This window comes from Paeniglutamicibacter sp. GQ140 (genome assembly GCF_059759235.1).
On sequence record NZ_JCAXDW010000004.1, the window covers coordinates 283291 to 307900 of the forward strand.

The following is a 24610-nucleotide window of genomic DNA, read 5'->3' on the forward strand; positions in this document are numbered from 1 at the left end:
GACCGCCAACAATCTTAAGCCATCAATATGTGCGGCAAGTGCTGAAACAGATTAGCCGTTTTCCTTGGCTTCTGCCGTATCCATGGAGCCCTTGGCTTCCAGATCGCGCAGCTGACCCTCGATGTAGGTCTTCAGGCGGGCGCGGTAGTCGCGCTCGAAGCCACGCAGCTGCTCGACCTTGCGCTCCAGAACAGTCTTCTGCTGTTCCAGTGCCGACAGGGTCTTGCGGCTCTTCTCCTCGGCCTCGGAAACGAGGCTGTTGGCCTCGACCTGGGCTTCGGCGATGATCTTGTCACGCTGTTCAACACCTGCGGAGACGTATTCGTCGTGCAGGCGCTGGGCCATGGCCAGGACGCCGGCGGCGGACTCGGCCGTGGAGGCCGGGGCTGCTGCTGCGGCGGGGGCCGCTGCAACGACCTTGGCCGGCTCGGCTGCCTTGGGGGCTTCTGGAGCCTTGGTCTCTTCCTTCTTGACCTCGGGAGCCTTGGCATCCTTGGGCTTTTCCGCCTCGGCCGGCTTGGCTGCAGGGGCTGCTGCCACAGGGGCTGGTACGGACTGTTCGCCTTCGCTGATGCCGGCTTCCGACAGGCGGCGACGCAGTTCGTCATTCTCCTGCGTCAGACGACGTAGCTCGACAACGATTTCGTCTAGGAAATCGTCAACTTCATCCTGATCGTAGCCTTCACGAAACTTCGTCGGCTGAAATCGCTTGTTGACTACATCTTCTGGCGTGAGAGCCATCTGGTCACCTCGATACTTGGTTCTCTCCTCGAACCGCTGAAGTGCGGCCCGAGTACACTTACCGTTTATTGGTGCGCAACCCGGTGCAGTCGTTGCGCCTAATGTGACAACACTATAACGACTGGGCCGGTAAAGGCTAAAGGAAACGAACTTTCTTTCCGAAAATTCATCGACTTGACCCTTGTCGCACCGTAATTCAGGCCTCTTCCGAGGCCTATCCCTGCGCCGCTGCAACACCCAAACTATTGACAATGATCTTGAGCACTATGACGGCGAAGAACAAAATGATGAACGCCAAATCAAGGCGGATTCCGCCGAGATCTAGCGGTTTAATGCGCGAGCGCAACCAGCGCATCGGAGGATCCGTGGTCTTGGCAATCAATGAGACCGCGACCAGGGCCATACCGCGCGGGCGCCAGGAGCGCGCAAAGGACTCCGTGACATCGAGCACTATGCGCAACAGCAACATGACTTGCAGCACCGTCAGCACCACATAAAGTAGCGCGAAAATAAGCTCCACTATGCCTTCGAACCCTTGGACTTAGCTCTGGTTGAAGAAGGTTGCCTGGTCTTCGGACTGTTTCTTGTCCTCACCCAGGACCTCAACCGTGGAGGGCGAAAGCAGGAACACCTTGTTGGTGACCCGCTCGATGCTGCCGTGCAGGGCAAAGACCAGCCCCGCGGAGAAGTCGACCAGACGCTTGGCGTCCGCTTCGCCCATGTCCGTGACGTTCATGATGACGGGGATGCCGTCACGGAAGTTCTCGCCAATGATTTTCGCGTCATTGTAAGAACGTGGATGAACGGTGGTGATTTGACGCAATGAAGAGTCCTCGTCCCGTGCTGAAGGTGCGCGCTTGATGGGTGTTACCGGAGCCCGGTATTCGTTTTCGATGACAGGGCGGGGTGCCACTTGTGCTACCGGAGCAGGCTGTGCGGCAACCGGCTCTTCGCGGACCGGCTCGACGACGCGCACATCTTCACGCGCTTCAATGTCGTGCTTCTCGGCCTCGAAGTTCTCGTCACCTTCGGCGAGTCCCAGGTAGATCATTGTCTTGCGCAATGCGCCAGCCATGGTCTTCTCCTTTTGATCGTGCGCGGTCGGCGGTCTACCGAACCGCAAATCTCTCCGCTATCTCGACGCTACAGCACCATTTGGCGGTGCCGGAGGACATCGGTGCGATTCGGGCGGTGTGTCGCCCTGTGTCGTTCGGCGCGCCGCGCCGCGGCCCCGTTCCCGGATGGCGGCCGGTCAGGCCCGGGCACCGGCCTCGGCGTGGACATCCCGGCCCGTCGCCTGCCAAACCAATCCGGCCAGGCGGCCGGTGCGCGGGTCGCGGCGGTAGGAATAATAGGTGTCGTCCTCCAGGGTGCAGGCCCCGGATTCGGTGACCGCCACGCCCAGAGCGCGAAGTTCGGATGCCGCGGCCCGCGGCAGGTCCAGTCCGGCGGTGCCCTGGCTGGTGGTGGAGCCGATCCCGGGACGAAGCGCCTCGGCCTCCGCGGCCATGGCCGCGGGAACCTCGTAGCAGCTTCCGCAAATGGCCGGGCCGATCCAGGCCTCGACGCCATCCGCTCCGGCCGCACGCATGCGGTTGAAGGTTGCGGTCAGGATTCCGTCGAGCAATCCGCGGCGGCCCGCGTGCGCGACCGCGGTGACAGATCCCTGCGTGGAGGTCCCCACAAGGACGACGGGTACGCAATCGGCGACCATGACGGCCAGGGGGTGGGCGGCGTCCGCCGAAACCAGTGCGTCGCAGGTGGGTATGGCGGATTCCTGCGGGGGCCCGTCCACGTCAAGCACGGTGGCAGAGTGGATCTGGTCCATGTAGCTGAACCGCTGCTCCCCCAGCCCCAGGCCACGTTCCAGATCGCGACGCCGCAGCAGCACGGCGTCGCGATCATCCGGAACGTGGAAGGCAAGGTTTCCTTCGGCCGTGGATGTGAATGCAATGTGCACGCCGGGGGCAAGCACTGATTGGTATCGCAACATGGGGCTCGGAAGGTTCCCTTCTGCCGTTGGTCCCGCTTACTTCAGGAAGTCCGGGACGTCCAGGTCGTCGTTGGTGGCCGAGAGATCCGGCTCAACGATGGCAGGAAGTTCCTCGAAGCCCGGATCCGCGGTTGCAACCGCAGCGTGGACCTCTTCGCGGCGGGGTGCCGCCTGGGGCGAGGCCGGTGCCGCGGCGGGAGCAGCGGGAGCCGCCGCCGGGGCGGCGGGGGCGTTGCGGACAGCCGGCTGCAGGGTCTGCGGCGCGCTGGTGGCATCGACCTGGTCGAAGCCGGCAGCGATCACCGTCACGCGGGCCTCGTCGCCCAGGGCGTCGTCAATGACGGCGCCGAAGATGATGTTGGCTTCCGGGTGTGCGACTTCCTGCACGAGGCGTGCGGCCTCGTTGATCTCGAACAGACCGAGGTCCGAGCCGCCCTGGATGGACAGCAGGACGCCGTGGGCGCCGTCGATGGAGGCCTCCAGCAGCGGCGAGGCGATGGCGAGTTCGGCGGCCTTGACCGCGCGATCCTCGCCGCGTGCCGAACCGATGCCCATGAGTGCCGAACCGGCTCCCTGCATCACGGACTTGACGTCCGCGAAGTCGAGGTTGATCAGGCCCGGGGTGGTGATCAGGTCGGTGATCCCCTGGACGCCGGAAAGCAGCACCTGGTCGGCCTGGCGGAATGCGTCCAGGACCGAGACGTTGCGGTCGGAGATCGAGAGCAAGCGGTCGTTCGGGATGACAATGAGGGTGTCGACCTCGTCGCGCAGCGCCTCGATGCCGTTTTCGGCGCTGGTCGCGCGGCGGCGGCCCTCGAAGGTGAACGGACGGGTGACCACGCCAATGGTCAGCGCGCCGAGGCCGCGGGCGATGCGGGCGATGACGGGTGCGCCGCCGGTGCCGGTGCCGCCGCCCTCGCCGGCGGTCACGAAGACCATGTCGGCCCCGCGCAGCACTTCCTCGATCTCCTCCGCGTGGTCCTCGGCTGCCTGGCGTCCCACATCGGGGTTGGCTCCGGCACCCAGGCCACGGGTAAGTTCGCGTCCCACATCGAGTTTGACGTCGGCATCGCTCATGAGCAATGCCTGCGCATCCGTGTTGATTGCAATAAATTCGACGCCTCGCAGGCCAACTTCGATCATGCGGTTGACGGCGTTGACGCCACCACCGCCGATGCCGACGACCTTGATGACGGCGAGGTAGTTCTGTGGAGCTGCCACGTCCTGATTCCCTTGTTCGATGTGCTGCTGACCGAGGAAGCTCAACCGGACCAACGTTAACCCTCAACTCGAAGGTTATAGTTATGTCAAGCAACCGCTATGAAAACGCTATGTTTCACAGTTCGTACATGCAACGACCAAGGCCGCGTGTCGCCCCTAAGTCGTTGATTTTTCTTGTATTCGGGCCCCTGGAGGTCCGTTACCGGGCCACCGGGTGCTGCGGGCTGGAAATGTCGTACACCTTGATGGGTGCCTTCTTGTCCTTCGGGGCCCCCAAAAGTGCCTCCAGGACCTGGGTCTTGAGCGCCGCGTCCTGGTCGTTGCCCCAAATCACCAGTTGTCCGCTGTTGAGCTTGAGCTCGACAAAGTCCTTGCTGGTGGCCGTCGCGTGATCCACGTTCGCCAATAGCTTATCCGGTAGTTCTGAGAGAACCCGGGTGAGCATCGAAAACACCTTGGGGTCCTTGGTCACCTTCGAGGATCGGATGGTGGGAAGCTTCGGCTTGTCCTTCGCCCTCAGCGAGGCCAGGACCTGCCCCTCGGGACCCACCAGGGAGCGCTTCTTCCCTTCGAGCAGCACCGCCACGGGGACGAATTCGACGACCTGGACGTGCAGCGTGTTGGGCGCCTCGGCCTGGACGATGGCGTCCTTCACGGCGGGCTCCCCCGCCAGCAGCTCCATGACCCGTCCGGTCCCGACCCGCGAGAGCGGCACGCCGTGCAGCGGCTCGAGGGCCTGTTCGACGGTCCTGTCGCTGACCAGCGAATTGCCCGAGACCGTGACCGACTTGATCGCCAGGATCGGCGAAAACGTCAGCACGAGGACCAGGACGACCACGAGACCTGCGACCACCGATCCGCCGATGAGCCAACGCCGTCTGGCGCGCACCCCGGGATCCTCGGGCAGGTCCAGGACATTGTTGGGGCCCTGCCCGTGCCCGGCCTTGCCTGCCATCAGCTGCCCAGACGTTTTTCCAGCGCGGCCACGATGGCGCCGGCCTGCTCGGTGACGTCCCCGGCGCCGATGGTCATGATCACGTCCCCGGGGCTGGCCAGGTCCGCAAGCACCTCGGCGGCCCGTGCCATGGACACCAGCCCCCCGGCGGTGTTCAGCTCGCGGGTCAGCAATTCGCTGGTCACCCCGGGAATCGGGGTTTCACGTGCCGGGTAGATTTCCAGGACGTGCGCCGAATCGGCCAGCGAGAGGGCCGCGGCGAACTCGCGGTGGAATTCCTTGGTGCGGGAGAAGAGGTGCGGCTGGAACAGGACGTGCACGGCCCCGTCGCCGGCGACCGCGCGGGCGGCGCGCAGGGCGGCGGTCACCTCGGTGGGGTGGTGGGCGTAGTCGTCGAAGACCCGCACTCCCCCGGCCTCGCCGCGGAAGTCGAAGCGGCGCGCGGCACCGGTGAAGGCACCCAGGCCCGCCACCGCCGCCTCGGGCTCCAGGCCGCAGTCCAGGCCCACGGCGAAGGCCGCGGCCGCATTGAGCAGGTTGTGGTTTCCCGGCACGGCAAGTTCCAGTTCCGCCGTTTCACCGCTTCCCCACTCCATGGTGCAGGCGAAGCGCAGTCCGACCGGCTTCGCGTCGCTCAGCCTGCGGTCCGCGCCCTCGGAGAAGCCGTAGGTCTGCACGCGCAACGCCGGGCGCTCGCGGCGCATCCGCACGGCCAGGGCCAGGGAGCCCGGATCATCGGCACAGCAGATCAGCAGGCCGGAATCCGGAAGCAGCGAGGCGAAGTCGTAGAACGCCCGGTGCACCGCCTCGACGCTGCCGTAGTGGTCAAGGTGGTCGGCCTCGACGTTGGTGACGACCGCGACATCGGGGGCGTAGTTCAGGAACGAGGCATCGGATTCGTCGGCCTCGGCCACGAACACCCTGCCCTGCCCGTATTCCGCGTTCACGCCCAGCGAGGCGATGTTCGCCCCGACGGCGAAGGTCGGGGAGATCCCGGCCTCGCGCAGCATGAAGGCGATCAGCGAGGTCGTGGTGGTCTTCCCGTGGGTCCCGGCCACGGTGATGACCCGGTGCCCCTCCATGGTGGCGGCAAGCCCCTCGGAGCGGTGCAGGATGCGCAGCCCGCGGGCCAGGGCCTCGTCGTATTCCGGGTTGCCCCCCTTGATGATCGAGGAGACCACCACGGTGTCGGCATCGCCGAGGTTGGCCGCGGCGTAGCCGACATTGATGCGGGCGCCGGCCTCGCGCAGGTCATCGAGCACCGGAAGGTCCTTGGCGTCGGTTCCCGAGACGTTCAGCCCGCGGGCCAGCATCAGCCTGGCAACCGCCGAGACGCCCACCCCGCCGATGCCCAGCAGGTGGACGTTGCCCAGCGTGGCCAGTGTGTGTTGTTCCTGCATGTCCCTTAGCTTCCCGTGTTGGAGGTTTGTGGCGGTGTTCCGTGGCCGAGCGACTCGCGGATCATGGCGGCCATGACGGCAGCCGCGTCGCTGCGCCCCTGGGCCTTGGCCGCCGCGCCCATGGCGGCAAGCGCCTGCGGGTCCTTCAGCAGCGGCAGCAGCGTCGTGGCCAGGTAGTCGGGGGTGAAGTCGGCGTCGTCCACCAGCAGCGCGCCGCCGGCGGCGACCAGGTCCGCGGCGTTCAGGCGCTGCTCGCCGTTGCCGATGGGCAGCGGGACGAGCACCGAGGGGGTGCCCGCGACCGCAAGCTCGCACACCGTCCCGGCCCCGGAGCGGGCGACCATGAGGTCGGCCGCCGCGTAGGCCTGGTCCATGGAGTCGACGTACTCGACCTGCCGGTATCCGTCCGCGGCCAGCGGCTTGCCCGCGGCGTCGAGCACGGCCTTGCCGCTCCCGGTGATGTGCAGGACCTGCACCCCGGCGCCCGTGAGTTCGCCCAGGCCCGCGGCGATGGTCGCGTTGATGGACGCCGCCCCCGAGGATCCTCCGGTGACCACCAGTGCCGGGGCGTCCCCGGTGAAGCCCAGGGCGCGGCGGGCCCCCTCGCGCTGTGCCTCCCGGTCCATTCCCGCCACGAAGCCGCGCATCGGCATGCCGATGACCTTCGCCCCGGGCAGCCCGGTGCCGCTGAAGGCGGCCCCGACGCCGGCGGCGTACCGGGCACCGACCTTGTTGGCCAGCCCGGCGCGCGCGTTGGCCTCGTGGACGAAGATCGGCAGCCCGCGCTTCTTCGCCGCCAGGTAGACCGGGGTGCACACGTAGCCCCCGACCCCGAGCACCGCCTGGGCGCCCGTGTCGTCAAGGATGGCACCGGCGGCCTTGATCGCGGCGCGGAAGCGGAAGGGCAGCTTGAGCAGGTCCAGGGAGGGCCGGCGCGGCATGGGGACCTTGGCAATGGTGCGCAGCTCGTACCCGGCCTCGGGCACCAGCCTGGTCTCCAGGCCGTTGGCGGTTCCCACCGCGGTGATCTGCGTGCTGGGCGCGGCGTCGCGCAGGGCGTCGGCGATGGCAATCATGGGGGTGATGTGTCCGGCCGTTCCGCCGCCGGCGATCACCACTCGTAGGGGCTCAGTCATGGGGATACGTGCACTACTTTCGGAGGGATCGGTGTTTCAGGCGGATTCCTTGGCCGCACGGCGCTTCGCCAGAAGGGCAGCCATGCCGCGCGGGGTTCCGGCCGGTTGCAGTCTAACGCGTTGTTCCCGGGCAAAGGACAGCACCACCCCGATGCCCAGGAAGGCGGCGAGCAGGGCCGAGCCGCCGGAGGAAATGAAGGGCAGCGGGACGCCGATGACCGGCAGCAGGCCGGTGACCATGCCGATGTTGATGAAGGCCTGGCCAATCAGCCAGGCCATGATGCCGCTGATGGCAACGCGCCCGAACACGGTGCCGGTGCGCACCGCGATGCGGTACATGGCGACCGCCAGCATCCCGTAGAGCACGATGACGAAGAGGGTGCCCAGCAGGCCCATTTCCTCGCCGAGCACCGCGAAGATGAAGTCGTTCTGGGCCTCGGGGATGTGCGACCACTTCTGCCGCGACTGGCCCAGGCCCACGCCGAACCAGCCGCCGGAGGCCAGGGCGAAGAGCCCCTGCTCGGCCTGGTAGCAATAGTCCTGGGGTCCGTCGCCGCAGGCGATGTGCAGCCAGGCCAGGATCCGGCCCATGCGGTTGGGGGCAAGCAGCACCATCGCCACGATCCCCACCACGCCGATGAGGCCCGCGATGCCGAAGAGCTTGGCCTTCGCACCCCCGACGAACATCACCACGGCCAGGATCAGCAGCAGGATCAGCGCGGTGCCCAGGTCGCGGCCCAGCAGCACCAGGAGCACCACCAGCAGCCCGAAGGGCGCCAGCAGCGGGATGACCGCGTGTTTCCACTGGTCCATCAGCTTGGCCTTGCGCTCGACCACCCAGGCGCCCCAGAGGGCGAGGGCGACCTTGGCGAATTCGGAGGGCTGGACCGAGAAGGGACCGAAGTAGATCCAGTTCTTGTTGCCGTAGATTTCCTGCCCGATGAGCAGCACCAGCACCAGCAACAGCCCCGCCGCCCCGAGTGCCGGCCAGGCCAGCTTCTTCAGCGTCGGCAGGGAAATCAGTTGCATGCACCCCAGGCAGACCACGCCGACCAGCGCCCACAGCGACTGCTTGAAGAAGGCGTCGAAGGCCGACTGGTTGCGCGCGATCGCCTCCACCGAGGAAGAGGACAGCACCATGATCAGGCCCATGAAGGTCAACGCCAGCGTGGTGCCCAGCACGACGTAGTAGTTGATTTGGGCGCCGCGCAGCGAGGGGTCCTCGATGCGGGTGAACCACTTCGCCAGTCCACGCGGTTCCCGACCCCGGCCGCGCTTGGGGCCTGCGGTGCCGGCCTTGGCGCTCCTGCCCCGTGGGCTGCGGGATGTGCCGCTCACGACTGCTCCTTACCTGGGGTCGTCCCCCATGAGCGCACGGACCGCGTCGATGAAGGCATTGCCGCGTTGTGCGTATGAGGAAAATTGGTCCATTGATGCCGCCGCCGGCGCCATCAACACGGTGTCCCCGGCCTCGGCGATCCCGGCGGCCGCCTTGACGGCCTGCGCCATCACGGCCCAGCCGCTGGCCGTGCCGGTGGTTCCGGCGCCGCCCTCGACACCATTTTCGCGCACCTCGGCCATGATCACCGGCACCTGCGGTGCGTGTCGTTCAAGGGCGCCGAGCAGCTTGGCGGTGTCGGTGCCGATGACCACGACGGCCTTGAGCCGCTTGGCATGGGACGATACCAATTCGTCGTATTCCACGCCCTTGGACAGCCCGCCCGCGATCCACACGACGGAGGAGAAGGCCCCCAGCGAGGCGCCGGCGGCATGGGGGTTGGTCGCCTTGGAGTCGTTGATCCACAGCACGTCGTCGCGGCGGGCAACGGCCTGGATGCGGTGGTCCCCGGAATCGAAGCCGGACAGTCCCGCGGCCACGGCCGCGGGTTCGACGCCGCAGGCCCGGGCCAGGGCGGCGGCTGCCGCGGCGTTGGCGGCGGTGTGCCGGGGCACGACCTCGCCGATTTGGTCCAGGGCGATGAGTTCGGCGGCGGAGTTTCGCCGGTCCTCGATGAAGGCGCGGTCCACCAGCAGGTCCTCGACCACCCCGACCATGCTCAGCGACGGGACTCCGGTGGTGAAGCCGATCGCGCGGCAGCCCTCGACGACGTCGGCATTTTCGACCATGGCCTCCACGACGGGCTCGTCGGCGTTGTAGATGGCCGCGACGCGGGTGCGCTCGTAGATCTTGGCCTTGTCGGCCTTGTAGTTTTCGAACCCGCCGTGCCAGTCCACGTGGTCCTCGGCGATGTTCAGCACCACGGAGGCCAGCGGGGAGATGGAGTGGGTGAAGTGCAGCTGGAAGCTGGAGAGCTCCACGGCGATCACGTCGAAGCCCTCCGGGTCGCGGACCGCATCCAGGATGGGGGTGCCGACGTTGCCGGCGGCGATGGCGCGCAGCCCTGCCGCCTTGAGGATCGACTCGGTCATGCCCACCGTGGTGGTCTTGCCGTTGGTGCCGGTGATGACGACCCACTCGGCCAGCTTGCGCCCTTCCTTCTCGCGCACCCGCCAGGCCAGCTCCACGTCGCCCCAGATCTCGATCCCGGCCTCTGCGGCCGCGGCGAGCATGGGTTGGCGCGGGTTCCAGCCCGGGGAGGCAATGAGCAGTTGCGGCGCCTGGCCGTCGATGGGCGGCAGCGCGTCGGTGTGCCCAGCACCCAGAAGCACGTCGGCGGCGCCAACGATCTTCAGGGTGTCGGCCCGCGAACGGTTGACCTCGGTGTCCGCACCGTCGATGACGACGACCCGGGCACCGAGTTCGATCAGCGTGTCGGCGGCGGAGAAGCCGGACAGGCCCAGGCCCGCCACGACGACCCGCAGTCCCGCCCAGTTCGATTCCCAGCGGGTGAGGTGGTCCAGGCTGGCGCGGGTCACAGGGCCACGACCCATTCGGAGTAGAAGATCCCCAGGCCGGCGGCCACGAAGAGCCCGCCCAGGATCCAGAACCGTACCACCACGTTCTCCTCGGCCCAGCCGGAGAGCTCGAAGTGATGCTGCAGCGGAGCCATCTTGAAGACGCGCTTGCCGCCGGAAAGCTTGAAGAACCCGACCTGAATGATCACCGAGAGCGCGATGAGGACGAAGAGGCCCGCCAGCACGAGCAGCAGGATCTGCGTACGGGAGAGGATGGCGAAGGCGGCGATGGCGCCGCCGATGGCCAGCGACCCGGTGTCACCCATGAAGATCTTGGCCGGCTTGGCGTTCCACCACAGGAACCCGACCAGCGCGCCGCAAAGGATCGCGCCGAGCATCGCCAGGTCCATGGGGTCGCGGACGGTGTAGCAGACGTTCGAGGTGACGTTGACGCCGCAGGCCTGGTTCTGCTGCCAGATCCCGATGATGGTGTAGGCGCCGAAGACCATGATCGAGGCGCCGGTGGCCAGCCCGTCGAGGCCATCGGTGAGGTTCACGCCGTTGGTGGTGGCGGTGACGATCAGGTTGGACCACAGCACGAACAGGACCAGCCCGAGCAGCGGGCCGGCAAAGGCCAGGTCCACGTTGGTGTCGCGCAGGAAGGAGATCGCCGTCGAGGCGGGGGTCAGCCCCTGGGCATTGGGGAAATTCAGCGCCAGCACGGCGAAGCCGATGCCCACCGCGGCCTGCAGCACGATCTTCTCCCAGGCCCGCAGGCCGAGCGAGCGCTTCTTGGCGATCTTGATGAAGTCGTCCAGGAACCCGACCAGTCCCATGCCGGCGAAGAGCAACAGCACCAGCAGGCCGCTGGCGGTGATGCCGGAGGAGGGCCGCTGCATCAGGGCCAGCAGCCCGTGGGTGGCGAAGTAGCTGAGGATGACCGCGGCAATGATGATGACCCCGCCCATGGTGGGGGTGCCCGACTTGGTGGCGTGGCTGGTCGGGCCGTCGTCGCGGACCACCTGCCCGTACTGCCGGCGGGTGAGCATGCGGATGAACAATGGCATGATGACCATCGTGAAGATCAAGGCAATGCCGGATCCCATGATTAGAGCAATCACTGCGCCGAGCCCTCCTTTGCGGCGGAAGCACCGCTGGTAGTTTCGGCAATTTGGTCGCCCAGGTGCCGAAGCCCCGAGCCGTTGGAAGACTTGAAGAGCACGATGTCCCCGGGAAGCAGGTTCTCGTTCAGGATCCGCGCGGCCGCCCTGGCGTCCTCGGCGTAGTACGCCTCGTCGCCCCAGCTGCCCTCGAGCACCGCGGAGTTGTAGGCCAGCTTGGCACCGCGCCCCACGACGAGCAGCTTCTTGATGTTCATGCGGACCGCGATGCGGCCCAGCATGTCGTGTTCGTGGCGGGAGTCCTCGCCGAGTTCGAGCATTTCACCCAGCACGGCCCAGGTGCGCCGGGCGTTGCCCTGCGCGTCGGGCAGTCCGAGTTCGGCCAGGGTGCGCAGCGCAGCCCGCATCGAGTCAGGGTTGGCGTTGTAGGCATCGTTGATGATGCTCACCCCGTCGGCCCGTTCGATGCGTTCCATCCGCCAGCGGCTGGTCGGGCCCAGGCCTTGGAGGGTCGCGGCGATCGTCGCCGGAGCCAGGCCGAGGTACTCCGCCACGGTGGCGGCTGCAAGGATGTTGGCCACGTGGTGGCGCCCGATGAGCCCGCTGGTCACCGGGTGTTCCGAGGAATCGGCCGCGACCAGGGTGAAGACGGGGTGGCCGTCGGCGTCGACGTCCAGGTCCCGGGCCCAAACTCCCGGCGCGGAGTTCTCGGCGGTGCGCTGCACGCCGAAGGGGCGGACCGGGGCCACGGTGCGGGTGCGCATGGCGGCCACGAGGTTGTCGTCGTTGTTCAGCACCGCAAGACCGGTCGCGGGCAGGGCCTCGACCATCTCGCCCTTGGCCTTGGCAATGTTCTCGATGCCGCCGAATTCCCCGGCGTGGGCCGAGCCGACGCCCAGGACCACCCCGACCTCGGGGTGGACCATGTCGGTGAGGTAGCGGATGTGGCCGACGCCGGTGGCACCCATTTCCATGATGAGGTACTTGGTCTCGGCGGTGGCCCGGAAGACCGTCAGCGGGACGCCGACCTCGCCGTTGTAGGAGCCCACCGGTGCCACCGTGGGGCCCAGCTTCTCCAGTAATGCGGCCAGCAGGTCCTTGGTGGTGGTCTTGCCGGCCGAGCCGGTGATGCCCACCACCCGCAACCCGTTGGAGGCCTTGAGGCGCTCGACGATGGCGGCGGCGATCTGGCCCATGGCGATGACGGCGTCGGGGACGATGATCGCGGGGTGCAGGGCACCGTCGGCGGAGTGGGTCTCGCGCTCGGCCAGGGCCAGCACCGCCCCCTGTTTCAGGGCAGCGTCGATGAAGTGGTGCCCGTCGGAGGACTCCCCCGGCTTGGCTACAAAGAGCCAGCCGGTTTCGCAGCTGCGCGAGTCGGTGTCGACCCCGAGGACGGGTGTGTCGGCGCTAGCCGTTGAGGTGAGTCGCCCGCCGGTGATTTCGGCGATTTCGGCGGAAAGAAGATCAATCATGGCACCTAGGACTTTACCCTTCATCCGTGGGATCGAAGGAATCGGAAACGGCCGACAGGGGGCTGAAGCCGTGTGCCAGCAGTGCCCGGCGCAGTTCCTCGCGGTCGTCGAGTTCCAGGTTCTCGCCCATGACTTCCTGGAATACCTCGTGGCCGCGCCCGGCCACCAGGATGGTGTCCCGTTCCCCCGCCAGGGCTACTGCCGCCGCAATTGCCGCGGCCCGCGGATGGATCTCCCGGACCTCGGTGCGCAGGCCCTGCGCCTGGATTTCCGCACGCGCCCCGGCAGCCACCGCGGCCCGAATGGGTGCGGGGTCCTCGGAGTGCGGGTCGTCATCAGTGACAATGACCACGTCTGCGTGTCTGGCGGCCACGGCTCCCATGATCGGGCGCTTGGTCGCATCGCGCTCACCGGTGGCCCCGAAGACCACGATCACCCGGGATCCGGGTTCCGCCGAGCGCACCGAGGCCAGGGCACGGGCCAGGGCGTCGGGGTTGTGGGCGAAGTCGACGATGGATGCCGGGGCCTCGGCGATGACCTGCATGCGGCCGGGCACCTCGACGGTCAGCGGATTGGCCTCGTTCAGGGCCTCCTGCAGCCGGTCCGGGTCGACCCCGGACGCCAGGACCATCAGGACGGCCAGGGCCGCGTTGGAGACGTTGAAGTCCCCGGGCAGTCCCGTGCCCAGCTCCAGGACGGTCTCCTCGGGCCCGCGCAGCTGGAACCTGTGGCCCAGCCCGGCAGGGACCACGTTGTCGATGACCCAGTCGGCGTCGGTCGCCGGGTCGCTGGCCAGGGTCCAGACCTCGGCCGTGGCCTGTGCGGCCATCTTCCGTCCCCACGCGTCGTCCACGGTGATCACCGCGCGGTCGCTGCGTTCCAGGTCGAAGAGCAGCGCCTTGGTGTCGAAGTATTCCTGCATGGAGCCATGCAGGTCCAGGTGGTCCTGGGTGAGGTTCGTGAAGCCGGAGACGGCGAAGCGCAGTCCGTCGACCCTCCGGTAGGACAGCGAGTGGGAGGAGACCTCCATGGTTGCCGCTGCGACGCCCAGTTCCCGCATGCGTGCCATCAGGCCGTGCAGCTGGGGGGCCTCGGGCGTGGTGAGGATGCTGGGGATCGGTGTCTGCCCGGCGGCAATCTCGATGGTGCCCACCAGGCCGGTCTCCCGCCCCAGGGCGCGGAGCACCGAGCGGATCATGTAGCTGGTGGTGGTCTTGCCGTTGGTGCCGGTGAGCCCGAAGAGTTCGGGACATGACTCATCGGTGCCGTAGACCAGGGCGGAGAGTTCCCCGATGACCTCGCGGACCTGGTCCACCAGCAGCACCGGCAGCCCGAGGGCCGACGCGGCGGCCTCGCCCTCGATGTCCGTCAGGATGGCGGCGGCGCCGGCCTGGAGGGCTGCCTGGGCGAATTGCGCTCCGTGGAACCGGGCACCGGGCGCGGCCACATACAAGTCCCCGGGCTGCACGGCGCGGGAGTCCAGGCAGATCCCGGTGACCGTCGCCCCGCCGTCTCCGATGATGTTCGCGCCGCGCCCGGTCTCATGCAGGTATTCGAGCATTGCGGTCAATGTGGTGGCGCTATTGTCCAGTGGACGCAGCAGGGCTTCCGCCGCGCGGGGGGTGAGGGCTTCAGGCATTACCAAGATTTCTTTTGTTCGGATCCGATGAACACGTCGTAGCCGTTGGGCTTCGAATTGCTCGGCGCAACGTTGTAGGCGCTCAGGGTCTTGCTCATGACTTCGCTAAAGGTGTCGCCAACCGACCACGACTTCCAGTTTCCCTTGGGCCGGTACATCGTGACCACGACTGCAATCTCGGGGTCGTCAAGCGGGGCGACGCCGGCGAACGAGTTGGTGTACCCGTCGTAGCCGCCGTTGGGTCCGGCGGCCTGGCCGGTGCCCGATTTGCCGCCAACGCGGTAACCGGACACTGCCATCTTAGTGCCGGTGCCTTCCTGGACCACAGTCTCCATCATCCTGAGCATCTCCTTCGAGGTCTTCTCGGAGAACACCCGCTCGCTCTTGGGCGCGGCGGCCTTCTCGACGGTGCCGTCGGGGTTGATGAAGGAATCGATCAGCGTCGGGTCGATGCGCACGCCGCCGTTGGCGATCGCCTGGGTGATCTGCGCGGTGTGCAGCGCGGTCTGGGTGTAGGCCTGGCCGAACATGGTCGCATACTGCTGGCGGCGTTCCCAGTCCTGCGGGGCCGCAAGGATGCCCTGGCTGGCCCCGGAAAGTCCGATGTTGATGGCCTTGCCCAGGCCGAGCTTCTTCATGTACTTGTAGCGCGTCTCGTTGCTCATCTTGTTGCCGATCATGACGGTGCCGGTGTTGTAGGAGCGGGCAAAGATGCCCGCGGCCGTCATGTCGTAGGTCGAGTGCTTCAACGAGTCGTTGATGGTTTCCTTGTTGATCGTGTAGGCGTTGGGCACCCTGAACGCGTCGGTGGGCTTCATCACGCCCTCCTCCAGTGCCGCGGCAAAGGTGGGCATCTTGCCGGTGGAACCCGGCTCGAAGGCCTGGGTGATCGAGGCCGAGGTGCGGAAGCGGGCCTCGGTCGCGCTGGGGTCGTTGGGGTCCATCTGGTTTGAGTCCCCGATGGCGATGATGCGTCCGGTCTTCACCTCGGTGACGATCACGGAGACCCAATCCGCGTTGAACTGATTCTGCTTCTTCAGGGCCTCTTCCTGGGCGATGAAGTTGATGTCGCCGTCGATGGTCAGCTTGATGTCCTGGCCGTCGACCGCCGGCACCTCCGTCATTTCCGCCACGGGGATCCGCACGCCGTCGGCACCGATCTCGTAGGTGCGCGTTCCGGCGGTTCCCGTCAGGCGATCGTTCTGGCTCAGTTCCAGGCCTTCGGCGCCGTTGTGGGACTGCTGGTCCTCGGAGTTCTTCACGAATCCCAACAGCGGTCCTGCAACAACCCCGTTGGGGTACTGCCGCTCGCTGCGAAGCTGGCCGGTCAGGGTGGGGATGCGAAGTTCCATGACCGCGTTGCGCACTTCGGGCGTCACGCCCTTGGCCACGACCGAATACGCGTTTTTCTTGGCCCCGGGATCCCCGACGATGGCGGTGCGCACAGTGTTGACGTCCTGGTCGAGGATTCCGGCCAACTCGCCCACGGCTTGTTCGATGCTGACCTTTTCGCGGGTGGCGCCGCCGGACGGCTTGTTGCGGACGATTGGCTTGTCCGCATTGACCTTGCGTTGGTCGATGACCAGGTCATAGCGATCGACACTGGTGGCCAGGATGGTGCCCTTGGTATCCAGGATCTGTCCGCGCTTGGGCTGGGTTTCCTGGACCCGGGTGCGATTCTTGACCGCGTCGGCCGCGACCGCCTGGGCATTGAGCGACTGGACGAAGAACAGGCGGCCGCCGATAAGCAGGAGCAGTACCAACGCGAAGACCACGACCATGCGCAGGCGCGGATGCGTGGCTCCGGTGTTGGATGCGGATTTTTTGGGCATACTGTCCTCAGCTCATACCGGGTGGGCGTGGTGGTGCTAGTCGTGGCCCGGGGATGGCCCGGGATCCAAGATACCCCTATTGTCCCGGGGTCTTCAGGCTCGGCGCCGGGATCGTTCCGCCGTTGAGCTCGGACTTGGAAAACTTGGGGCGGGCACCGTCGGTCGTCTCGGGGGCGTCGGCTTTGGAAACCGGGGTATTTGCTGCATCCCAGTTGTCCGCCGGGGCCTCCGGCGCAATCGCCGGGGTTGTCGGCACCGCGGTGGGGGCCGGGGCCTTCGCGGCGACCGGGGCCTCGGGCTTCGCGGGTGCCTTCAGGGCGAGGGCCTTTGCTGAGGCGTCCTTGGCCGGCTTCTCGGCCGCGGTCGCTGTCCCGCTGACCTTTCCGGTTTCCAGGTTGATGGCCGCGGGCGCGCCGGGCTTGACCATGCCCAGTTCGGCGGCCTTCTTGGCGACCACCTGGGGCGCTCCTAGGTACAGGGCCTCCTGGCGCAGCGCCTCGTTTTCCTGCGAGAGCGTGCGTTCCTGCCCACGCAGGTCAACCGCCGTGTACTGGCCGTTGGCAATGTACACGTTGATCAGCAACACGGCCACCACCGAGGCGATGACAAGGGCGAAGATCGAGACGATGAACGGGACCCGGCGCTTGGACCCGAGCGCCGGAACCACCGAGAGCGTCGTGCGGCGCCTGGCTGCCGGTTCCTGGGGGCGGGTCGCCGGCACGGGCTGCGGGGCATGGCTGAGCGCGTTGGCACCCTGGGTTGCGGGAAGCTCGATGACGCGAGAACGTACGCGGTTGGGTGTCCGGTTGCTCATAATCAGCTCCTCTTCAGGATGCGTTCCACGGCTCGCAGCTTGGCTGAGGCTGCACGTGAGTTTTCTGCGATTTCTTGGTCGGTTGGCTTCTCGGTTCCCCGGGTGAGGACCTTGAACTGCGCCTTGTGCTCCTCCAGCTCGACGGGGAAACCCGCCGGTGCCGAGGATTTGGATCCGGCGGCGAAATGCCGCTTGGTGATCTTGTCCTCCAGCGAGTGGTAGCTCATCACCACCACCCGCCCTCCGACATGCAGGGAATTCATGGCTGCCGGAATGGCCCGATCCAACACGTCGAGTTCCTCGTTGACTTCGATGCGAAGTGCCTGGAACGTCCGCTTGGCGGGGTGTCCCCCGGTGCGGGCGGCCGCGGCCGGAACGACGGAGCGGATGGCCGCGACCAGCTCCTCCGTGGTGCTGAACGGCTTGGTTTTGCGTGTCTCGACGATTGCCGAGGCGATGCGTCCGGCGAACTTTTCCTCGCCCCAGGCCCGGATGATGCGCACCAATTCCGCTTCGCTGTATTCATTGACGATGTCGGCCGCGGTTGGGCCGCGCGATGTGTCCATGCGCATGTCAAGCGGCGCGTCGTAGGAGTAGGCGAAGCCGCGCTCCCGTTCGTCCAGCTGCAGGGAGGAAACCCCAAGGTCAAAGAGCACGCCGTCGATCCCGTCAAACCCGAGATCGTCCACGACGTCGGCGATCTCGTCGTAAATGGCATGGACGAGGTCCGTGCGGGTTGCATAGGGTTCCAGGCGAGCCCCGGCCAAGGCCAGTGCCTGTTCGTCACGGTCAAGCCCGATCAGGTGGAGGTCGGGGAACCGCTGCAACAGGGCCTCCGAGTGTCCACCCATGCCCAGGGTGCAATCCACGACCACGGCACGGCCGCGCGCGGCAATGCCGGCTTCAATCCCCGGCTCCAAAAGCCCTACGCATCGATCGAGCAGTACTGGAACATGGCGTTCCGAGGCGGGTCGCTCTGCGGCTCCGTCTAAATTCACCGCTCCCCCTTTCGCGTGGGCGTTGTGCTTCAGGTTTTGGCTGGAATCAGATCCCCCTCCGACCCGCTGTGGCCCAGCCTGGCTCCGGGGAAGTGGAGTCAGGATGCGCGTTGCACGGGCGGCTGGAGATCTCATCCAAGCCACTTTCGGGCTTACAACCACTGTGTTGTGGCTAGAACCCCGGAAGTACTTCGTCATCCGTTTCGGAGAACACGTTCTCCTGTTGTTCGAGGTAGGAATTCCACGCGGTGGAATCCCAAATCTCGACCCGGTTGCCCGCGCCGATCACTGTGACCTCGCGGTCCAGCCCCGCATATGTTCGAAGCATGGACGGAATGGTGACCCGCCCTTGCTTGTCCGGCAATTCATCCGAAGCACCGGAGAGAAAAACACGTGCATAGTCCCTCGCCTGGCGTGACGAGATGGGAGCCTGGCTCATTTGCTCATGCTGCTTCTCGAATTCACGTTGGCTAAAGACGTAGATGCAGCGTTCCTGGCCACGAGTCAGAACCAAACCATTGGCTAATTCGTCCCGATACTTGGCCGGGAGGATCAATCGCCCCTTCTCGTCCAGGCGCGGCGTATACGTTCCAAGGAACATACAGACCGCCTCCCGGTTGAAAGAAGCAACTTGCTCCATTCCCCTCTATTTCGCTCCACTTTACTCCACAACCCTCCACTGTCAACGACCGATCCGGCATTTTGGCGTGAAAATAGAACGAAAACTGTTGATTTTCCGCGGAATTCCAGCGGGGGGCGAAGTGGAGGGGATCTTATTCAGATCAAACTCCCAGAAAACACTGGGTGACGGGCGACACATTGGAGATTTTGAAAAAACCCCGATTCATAAGGCAATTCAGCGAACCACGGCAGGAGGGGCCCGGCGCGGAGCGGTGGACGTGGGGCAAAGTGGAGGAAAACGGGGGCGGCCACTGTGGGGCTGCGCGACTGGCGGGGAATAAAATTTACGCCGATTGGTCATACTCGGCGCGTCGCCGACATCCCCCGGCCCCTGCGGAGGGGAATTTCACTTCCTGCGGGCACCCGGCCAGTGGCGCACTCCGATGGAGCCGCGCCCCGTTGGGTCCGGAACCGCCGGGGCATTAAGAAGCCAAGGCCCCGCGATTGCGGGGCCTTGGCCGAAAGGTTGTGGCGGAGCGTGAAGCTCCGGCGAATCTGTTATCGAGTACTAGGAACCGTGCTCGTCACGCTTGCGCTGTTCCCACTTGTTTTCCAGATCGCTCATGAATCCGGGCTTCTGCGGATTCTTGGCGGCTCCGGGGGCGCCGTTCTTCTTGGTGCCGCCCTTGCGCGAAAGAGCCAGGTACACGCCGCCAAACATGACAATGAAACCCAGGACGCCAACCATGATCACTTGGCTTGAAACGCCAAAGATCAGCACACCAAGCCCAACGATACCGATCAACGCACCCAGTGCTAGGTTGCGCGTTGAATAGTTCCCCGCCGTCGACGCAGATTTCATCGTCGAGGCGAAGCGATGGTCCTCATGTAGCTGCTTTTCCAGCTGCTCCAGAAGACGCTGCTCATGCTCGGAAAGTGGCATCGTCTCTTCCCCTTCACTTCACGGTCCCGGCTTTCGCCTTTACCTACTTGAACGTTGTACGCCTTGGCAATGTTCCCGGCCGATCCGGCTGGCTAACGTCTACTTCCAGAATAGTCCCGAAACTCGCTAATAAGGTAGTCAGGATTCAACTCTGGGCAGACTCACGGCGAATGTGTCAAGATGGCTGCCCGGGTTTTTTCTCATTTTGCCCATGGTCCAGCAGTGATGCCGGCCGAAGGGCGCCCGCGGGGAACCGGGACCGGATTAAATCCATGGTTGCCTCGGCCGCCCGCCAATTGTCATCGCGCGGGTCGATGCTCAATTGCATCCCGCCCCCGGCGTGCCCCAGCTTTTCCGCCCGGATCCCCACGAGCCGCACGGCCTGGGGTCGTGTGCCGAGCTTTTCCAGCAGGCCCTCGGCGGCTCCCACAAGGTCCCCTGCCGCGTTGCTGGGCACCGGAAGCGTCCTGCTGCGCGAAAGAGTGGAGAAGTCGCTGTAGCGCAGCTTCAACGCCACCACCCCTGCCACCTTCCCGGCCTCGCGCAGTCGAGCCGCCACGCGATGCCCGAGATGCAGTATCTCGCGGCGCAACGCAGCTTCGTCCCACAGGTCGATGGCGAAGGTCTCCTCCGCCCCGATGCTCTTTTCCTCGCGTTCGGTCTCCACCGATCGGTCATCGAGCCCCCAGGCGAGATTGTGCAGGTGGATCCCGGTTGCCCCCAGCTTCCTGCTGAGCGTGTCCCGGGGCGTCTGCGCCAATTGGGCAACGGTGGTGATGCCCATTTCTCGCAGTACCCCGGCGGTCTTGGCTCCGACTCCCCACAAGGCCCCAACGGGCAGGGTATGCAAATAGGACAGGGTCTGCTCGGGCCGGATCACCAGCATGCCGTCGGGCTTGGCCCCGGTGGAGGCGACCTTGGCCACGAACTTCGAGGCGGCGAGTCCCACGCTAGCGGGCAGGCCCAGCTCGTTGCGCAGCCTCGCACGGATCATTTGGCCGATTGCCTCGGGGGGACCCAGACGGCGGATGCTGCCTGTCACATCCAGAAAGGCCTCATCGACGCTCAGTTGCTCCACCAACGGGGTGATGTCGCGGAAGATCTCCATGATCCGGGCGGAGTATGCCGAATACAGTGAATGTGTCGGCTTGATGATGACGGCGTGCGGCGCCATCCTCATGGCCACGGACATCGGCATGGCCGATTTCACGCCCAGGGCACGGCATTCATAGGAAGCAGAGAGCACGACGGAGCGCTCCCCCGGAAACCCGACGATCACTTGCTTTCCGACCAGTTCGGGCCGGGTCAACAGCTCCACCGATACGAAAAAGGCATCCATGTCGATATGCAGTATCGCCCGTGCCTTGCCCTGAACCATGGATGAAGTCTAGCCAACGGGTCCGACAATCCGATGTGCGGCGGCGGCCCGGCTAGAGTTAAGGTGACACCACGCTGCGCGATCTTTGGATGGGAATCATGACACTTTATGCTGCGGACACCTCCGACCCCGAACAGGCACGGGAACTTTCCGCAGGCTTCTCGGAACGGCTCGAGACGTTGCTCTCGACCTTCCTTGCAGAACAGCATGAAGTCATCTCGGACATCGCCCCGGCGGCCGCGGAAATCGTCACCGCCATCGAGGACCTGACGCGGGGCGGAAAGCGCCTGCGTCCGCTCTTTGCCTTCTGGGGGTACCTGGGGGCCGGCGGCGACGCCCAGGCCGCCGACATCGTGCAGGCAGGGGCGGCCATCGAGCTCTTTCAGGCCGCCGCCTTGATCCATGACGACCTCATCGACCGCTCCGACACCCGCCGGGGCCAGCCCAGCATGCACCGTCGATTCGAGTCCATGCACCGCGCCTCGGGATGGCACCGCGATGCCTCGCGCTTCGGCGAGGCAGCCTCCATCCTGGCCGGGGACCTCTGCCTCTCGCTCAGCGAACAGCTGTTCGCCACCATCAACCCCATGGTTCCCGAGGCACGGACCATCTTCGACCGCATGCGCGCCCAGGTGATGGCCGGACAATACCTCGATGTCCTGGAGGAGTCAGCCGGCCCCTCCTACGGGCCGGCCGAGGCCGTCAAGCGGGCGCGGACCATCGTGCGCTACAAGTCCGCGAAGTACTCCGTGGAGAACCCGACGCTTCTCGGCGGCGCGCTGGCCGGCGCCCCGGAGGATCTCCTGGACCAGTACTCCCGGTTTGCGCTGCCGCTGGGCGAGGCCTTCCAGCTGCGCGACGATGTCCTGGGCGTCTTCGGAGACCCGGCCATCACCGGCAAGCCCGCCGGCGATGACCTGCGCGAGGGCAAGCGCACCGAGATCATCGCCCATGCGCTGACCCTGGCCTCCGAGGCGGACCAGGCGTTCATCCAGTCGCGGCTTGGGGCGGACGACCTGCAGGAAGACGAAGTCAGGCGCATGAGCACCCTGCTGGAGTCTTGCGGGGCGCTGGCCGCCACCGAGGCCTCGATTGCAGAGCTTTCCGAACAGGGCCTTTCAGCACTTGAGGAACTCACCGTCGCGCCGCTGGCACGCCACGGACTGCGGACCCTTGGCTTGGCGGCGATTCGCCGCACGTCCTGAACCCGCCAGGAAGAACAATAAGAGCGAAGGTCCCCTCCCAATTTCCCGGGAGGGGACCTTCGCTCTTGGGACGGTGTCGGCGGTTCGGCCGGACACCTGAAAACCTCGCTGGCTACCAGCTCAGCGCCTGGGCACGGCGGCGGATTTCGGTCTTGCGTCCTGCACGCAGGGCGTCCATGGGCGTTCCGGCCAACGATTCGTCCGGGGTAAAGAGCCACACCAGCAGCTCGTGGTCCTCATAACCGGAATCCTTGAGGACGGAGATCGTGCCCTTCAAGCTCTCGACAATGCCGCCGTCCTGCAGGAAGGCCGCGGGCACGCTGCGGATGTTTCGTGGGCCCACGCGCACGGCAATGATTGCCCGCTCATCGATCAGGCTATGGACTCGTTTGATGGAAACGTCCAGCGCTTCGGCCAGGTCGGGCAGGGGCAGCCATTCGGCCACAAGATTCTCAAGATTGCTCACCATTCCAGCGTGCCACATATACGGGTCATTCTGGGGCCAAATGAATGATTTTCTCGTGGGATCTTTCACAATGTCGACTCCGTGGTGTAAATTCACAATAGTCACAACCGCACCATGAGTCACATACCCCACATGGGCCACACCCATGTGAGTTCAATTGCGACCGAACGATTCGTCCTTGCCCCAACCCAAAGGATCGCTCCATGTCCCTTGCACATAACAATCGCGTCAGAGCCATTGGCAGCGCCGTTGCCACGGCAGCAATCCCGGCGGTAGTCCTTGGTTCCCTAGCAGTCCCGGCCGAGGCAGCCCCGCTGCCCACCCGCGACGCCCTCCTGCCGAAGATCGCCACCCCGGCGATGGTGAAGGCTGCCGAGGCACGGATCAGCGCTCATTTGGTCGCCTCCCACGTTCCGGGGTCGGTCATTCCCCTGGCCAAAAAGGGCGGAACCGCCACGGTCAAGAAAAACGACACCCTTTCGCACATTGCCGCCCGCACCGGAGTCTCGGTGGGCGACCTGAAGAAGTTCAACAAGCTCTCCTCGGACCTGATCAAGCCCGGGCAGGTGCTGCGCCTTGGCGGCAGTTCCTCGTCCAAGTCCTCCCCCAAGGCCTCGTCGAGCAACAACGGCTCCTCGGCCAAGGCGCAGACCTACAAGGTCGCCCAGGGCGATGTCATGGGCTCGATCGCCAAGAAGCTCGGTGTGTCCCTTTCGGCGGTGCGCACCGCCGCGGGCAACCCGGCCAACGACACCATTTACGTCAACCAGACGCTCCGCTTCGGCTCCGCCGGCGCGGCAAAGTCCTCCCCGTCGTCCAACTCCGGCGGCTCGCAGGGCACCTACACCGTCAAGTCGGGCGACAGCCCCTCGATGATCGCCATCCGGCACAACATGTCGGTTTCCGCCTTCATGAAGCTGAACAACCTGTCAAACGGCGACATCATCCGTCCCGGCGACAAGTTGAAGATCAGCGGCTCCTCGTCTTCCTCGCCGTCCAAGTCCGCGGCCCCGTCCGCGCCCAAGGCCAAGTCCGGCGGCTCCAGCTACAAGGTGGTTTCGGGCGACACGCTCGGACACATCGCCCAGAAGACCGGGACCCCGCTGAACACCATCCTGCGCCTTAACCCGGGCCTGAGCTACTCGACCGTGCTGAAGATCGGCCGGACGCTGAAGGTCAACGGCGGCGGATCGGCTGCCCCGCAGTCCTCCGACGTCAACCCCACCAGCTCCAAGCCGTTGGTGGGCAACTCCTTCCTGGGCCGCACCTACAAGTCTGACGTGGTGGGTTCGGCGAACGACAACAAGCGCGAGCTGCTCTCGCGGGACCTGCCCTCCCGTGCCGCCATGCAGTCGATGGTGGCCAGCACGGCCCGCCAGATGGGCGTGGACCCGGCCCTGGCCATGGCCCATGCCTTCCAGGAATCCGGTTTCAACATGAGCGCCGTCTCCCCGGCAAACGCCGTGGGCGTCATGCAGGTCATCCCGTCGGCCGGCGAATGGGCCGAGGGACTTGTCGGGCGCCAGCTCGACCTGCTCGACCCGCAGGACAACGTCACCGCCGGCGTGGCCATCATCCGCTCGCACCAGCGCACCGCACCGTCCGTGGAACTGGGCATCGCCTACTACTACCAGGGCGCCACCGGCGTGAAGCGCAACGGCATGTACGCCGACACCAAGCGGTACGTGGCCAGCATCATGGCCCACCGGAGCAAGTTCAACTAGCCTTCCGGCCCCCAAGGCGGGTGTGGCCCGGTTCCCTCACGGAACCGGGCCACACCCGCCTTTTTGCCATTGTCCCCGCCGGCTCCGGCGGT

General features: G+C 65.9%; 22 protein-coding genes. 2 read left to right on the top strand and 20 right to left on the bottom strand.

Features of this window, described 5'->3' with window-relative positions:
* Window positions 1-51 precede the first annotated feature (51 nt).
* The 19 genes from AC6CHY_RS08015 to dinB form a co-directional block, all read right to left on the bottom strand.
* Entirely contained in the window at window positions 52-741 is a 690-nt protein-coding gene (locus AC6CHY_RS08015; protein ID WP_217389865.1) for a DivIVA domain-containing protein, read from the bottom strand.
* A 214-nt stretch (window positions 742-955) separates the two neighbouring features.
* Window positions 956-1261, bottom strand: coding sequence for a YggT family protein (locus AC6CHY_RS08020; RefSeq protein ID WP_217389866.1), 306 nt, complete (start codon window positions 1259-1261; stop codon window positions 956-958).
* 21 nt (window positions 1262-1282) lie between these two features.
* On the bottom strand, window positions 1283-1816 hold the full coding sequence (locus AC6CHY_RS08025) for a cell division protein SepF (protein WP_217389867.1): 534 nt from the start codon (window positions 1814-1816) through the stop codon (window positions 1283-1285).
* A 177-nt stretch (window positions 1817-1993) separates the two neighbouring features.
* Window positions 1994-2734, bottom strand: coding sequence for a purine nucleoside phosphorylase YfiH/LACC1 family protein (locus tag AC6CHY_RS08030; RefSeq protein WP_498226437.1), 741 nt, complete (start codon window positions 2732-2734; stop codon window positions 1994-1996).
* Between the two features lie 36 nt (window positions 2735-2770).
* Window positions 2771-3955 carry a cell division protein FtsZ gene (ftsZ, locus tag AC6CHY_RS08035; protein WP_217389869.1) on the bottom strand — a complete coding sequence of 395 codons (1185 nt, stop codon included), beginning with the start codon at window positions 3953-3955 and terminating at the stop codon, window positions 2771-2773.
* Between the two features lie 199 nt (window positions 3956-4154).
* Complete coding sequence (locus tag AC6CHY_RS08040) at window positions 4155-4910, bottom strand: cell division protein FtsQ/DivIB (protein ID WP_217389870.1); 756 nt, start codon at window positions 4908-4910, stop codon at window positions 4155-4157.
* Window positions 4910-6310 (bottom strand): UDP-N-acetylmuramate--L-alanine ligase, encoded by a 1401-nt coding sequence (murC, locus tag AC6CHY_RS08045; protein WP_498226438.1) that lies wholly within the window; start codon window positions 6308-6310, stop codon window positions 4910-4912. The genes AC6CHY_RS08040 and murC overlap by 1 nt, the downstream gene beginning before the upstream one ends.
* Window positions 6311-6315: 5 nt before the next feature.
* A complete protein-coding gene (gene murG / locus AC6CHY_RS08050) occupies window positions 6316-7446 on the bottom strand; it encodes an undecaprenyldiphospho-muramoylpentapeptide beta-N-acetylglucosaminyltransferase (protein WP_498226439.1) in 1131 nt (376 codons plus the stop codon).
* Window positions 7447-7482: 36 nt separating this feature from the next.
* A complete protein-coding gene (ftsW, locus tag AC6CHY_RS08055; protein ID WP_498226440.1) occupies window positions 7483-8784 on the bottom strand; it encodes a putative lipid II flippase FtsW in 1302 nt (433 codons plus the stop codon).
* 9 nt (window positions 8785-8793) lie between these two features.
* Complete coding sequence (murD, locus tag AC6CHY_RS08060) at window positions 8794-10338, bottom strand: UDP-N-acetylmuramoyl-L-alanine--D-glutamate ligase (RefSeq protein ID WP_217389874.1); 1545 nt, start codon at window positions 10336-10338, stop codon at window positions 8794-8796.
* Entirely contained in the window at window positions 10320-11423 is a 1104-nt protein-coding gene (gene mraY, locus AC6CHY_RS08065) for a phospho-N-acetylmuramoyl-pentapeptide-transferase (RefSeq protein ID WP_217389875.1), read from the bottom strand. The genes murD and mraY overlap by 19 nt, the downstream gene beginning before the upstream one ends.
* The gene (locus AC6CHY_RS08070) at window positions 11420-12898 is read right to left on the bottom strand and encodes a UDP-N-acetylmuramoyl-tripeptide--D-alanyl-D-alanine ligase (RefSeq protein ID WP_498226441.1); all 1479 of its coding nucleotides are present in this window, start codon (window positions 12896-12898) and stop codon (window positions 11420-11422) included. Before AC6CHY_RS08070 ends, mraY begins: the two co-directional genes overlap by 4 nt.
* A 13-nt stretch (window positions 12899-12911) precedes the next feature.
* Window positions 12912-14537, bottom strand: coding sequence for a UDP-N-acetylmuramoyl-L-alanyl-D-glutamate--2,6-diaminopimelate ligase (locus tag AC6CHY_RS08075; protein WP_498226442.1), 1626 nt, complete (start codon window positions 14535-14537; stop codon window positions 12912-12914).
* A complete protein-coding gene (locus tag AC6CHY_RS08080; protein WP_217389878.1) occupies window positions 14537-16369 on the bottom strand; it encodes a peptidoglycan D,D-transpeptidase FtsI family protein in 1833 nt (610 codons plus the stop codon). The genes AC6CHY_RS08075 and AC6CHY_RS08080 overlap by 1 nt, the downstream gene beginning before the upstream one ends.
* 76 nt (window positions 16370-16445) lie before the next feature.
* Entirely contained in the window at window positions 16446-17183 is a 738-nt protein-coding gene (ftsL, locus tag AC6CHY_RS08085) for a cell division protein FtsL (protein WP_498226443.1), read from the bottom strand.
* 2 nt (window positions 17184-17185) lie between these two features.
* Window positions 17186-18181 (bottom strand): 16S rRNA (cytosine(1402)-N(4))-methyltransferase RsmH, encoded by a 996-nt coding sequence (gene rsmH, locus AC6CHY_RS08090; RefSeq protein ID WP_498226444.1) that lies wholly within the window; start codon window positions 18179-18181, stop codon window positions 17186-17188.
* A gap of 172 nt (window positions 18182-18353) precedes the next feature.
* Window positions 18354-18782: a division/cell wall cluster transcriptional repressor MraZ gene (gene mraZ, locus AC6CHY_RS08095; RefSeq protein WP_217389986.1), complete on the bottom strand. Its 429-nt coding sequence runs from the start codon at window positions 18780-18782 to the stop codon at window positions 18354-18356.
* A gap of 588 nt (window positions 18783-19370) precedes the next feature.
* Window positions 19371-19745, bottom strand: coding sequence for an SCO2097 family morphological protein (locus tag AC6CHY_RS08100; protein WP_217389881.1), 375 nt, complete (start codon window positions 19743-19745; stop codon window positions 19371-19373).
* A gap of 175 nt (window positions 19746-19920) precedes the next feature.
* Window positions 19921-21123 carry a DNA polymerase IV gene (gene dinB / locus AC6CHY_RS08105; protein WP_498226445.1) on the bottom strand — a complete coding sequence of 401 codons (1203 nt, stop codon included), beginning with the start codon at window positions 21121-21123 and terminating at the stop codon, window positions 19921-19923.
* A gap of 98 nt (window positions 21124-21221) precedes the next feature.
* On the opposite strand from dinB, the gene AC6CHY_RS08110 reads away from it, so the two are divergent.
* Window positions 21222-22328, top strand: coding sequence for a polyprenyl synthetase family protein (locus AC6CHY_RS08110; RefSeq protein WP_217389883.1), 1107 nt, complete (start codon window positions 21222-21224; stop codon window positions 22326-22328).
* A gap of 112 nt (window positions 22329-22440) precedes the next feature.
* On the opposite strand, the gene AC6CHY_RS08115 is transcribed toward AC6CHY_RS08110, so the two are convergent.
* Complete coding sequence (locus AC6CHY_RS08115) at window positions 22441-22797, bottom strand: Rv2175c family DNA-binding protein (RefSeq protein ID WP_217389884.1); 357 nt, start codon at window positions 22795-22797, stop codon at window positions 22441-22443.
* Window positions 22798-22997: 200 nt separating this feature from the next.
* Between AC6CHY_RS08115 and AC6CHY_RS08120 the strand changes: the two genes are divergently transcribed.
* A complete protein-coding gene (locus AC6CHY_RS08120; protein WP_217389885.1) occupies window positions 22998-24518 on the top strand; it encodes a LysM peptidoglycan-binding domain-containing protein in 1521 nt (506 codons plus the stop codon).
* Window positions 24519-24610: the final 92 nt, after the last annotated feature.

Bases quoted from the DNA above. Each gene is read 5' to 3' on its own strand.
- AC6CHY_RS08015 (WP_217389865.1), bottom strand. From the start codon at position 741: ATGGCTCTCACGCCAGAAGATGTAGTCAACAAGCGATTTCAGCCGACG.
- AC6CHY_RS08025 (WP_217389867.1), bottom strand. From the start codon at position 1,816: ATGGCTGGCGCATTGCGCAAGACAATGATCTACCTGGGACTCGCCGAA.
- AC6CHY_RS08030 (WP_498226437.1), bottom strand. From the start codon at position 2,734: ATGTTGCGATACCAATCAGTGCTTGCCCCCGGCGTGCACATTGCATTC.
- AC6CHY_RS08040 (WP_217389870.1), bottom strand. From the start codon at position 4,910: ATGGCAGGCAAGGCCGGGCACGGGCAGGGCCCCAACAATGTCCTGGAC.
- murC (WP_498226438.1), bottom strand. From the start codon at position 6,310: ATGCAGGAACAACACACACTGGCCACGCTGGGCAACGTCCACCTGCTG.
- murG (WP_498226439.1), bottom strand. From the start codon at position 7,446: ATGACTGAGCCCCTACGAGTGGTGATCGCCGGCGGCGGAACGGCCGGA.
- murD (WP_217389874.1), bottom strand. From the start codon at position 10,338: ATGGGTCGTGGCCCTGTGACCCGCGCCAGCCTGGACCACCTCACCCGC.
- AC6CHY_RS08070 (WP_498226441.1), bottom strand. From the start codon at position 12,898: ATGATTGATCTTCTTTCCGCCGAAATCGCCGAAATCACCGGCGGGCGA.
- AC6CHY_RS08075 (WP_498226442.1), bottom strand. From the start codon at position 14,537: ATGCCTGAAGCCCTCACCCCCCGCGCGGCGGAAGCCCTGCTGCGTCCA.
- AC6CHY_RS08080 (WP_217389878.1), bottom strand. From the start codon at position 16,369: ATGCCCAAAAAATCCGCATCCAACACCGGAGCCACGCATCCGCGCCTG.
- ftsL (WP_498226443.1), bottom strand. From the start codon at position 17,183: ATGAGCAACCGGACACCCAACCGCGTACGTTCTCGCGTCATCGAGCTT.
- mraZ (WP_217389986.1), bottom strand. From the start codon at position 18,782: ATGTTCCTTGGAACGTATACGCCGCGCCTGGACGAGAAGGGGCGATTG.
- AC6CHY_RS08100 (WP_217389881.1), bottom strand. From the start codon at position 19,745: ATGCCACTTTCCGAGCATGAGCAGCGTCTTCTGGAGCAGCTGGAAAAG.
- dinB (WP_498226445.1), bottom strand. From the start codon at position 21,123: ATGGTTCAGGGCAAGGCACGGGCGATACTGCATATCGACATGGATGCC.
- AC6CHY_RS08110 (WP_217389883.1), top strand. From the start codon at position 21,222: ATGACACTTTATGCTGCGGACACCTCCGACCCCGAACAGGCACGGGAA.
- AC6CHY_RS08115 (WP_217389884.1), bottom strand. From the start codon at position 22,797: ATGGTGAGCAATCTTGAGAATCTTGTGGCCGAATGGCTGCCCCTGCCC.
- AC6CHY_RS08120 (WP_217389885.1), top strand. From the start codon at position 22,998: ATGTCCCTTGCACATAACAATCGCGTCAGAGCCATTGGCAGCGCCGTT.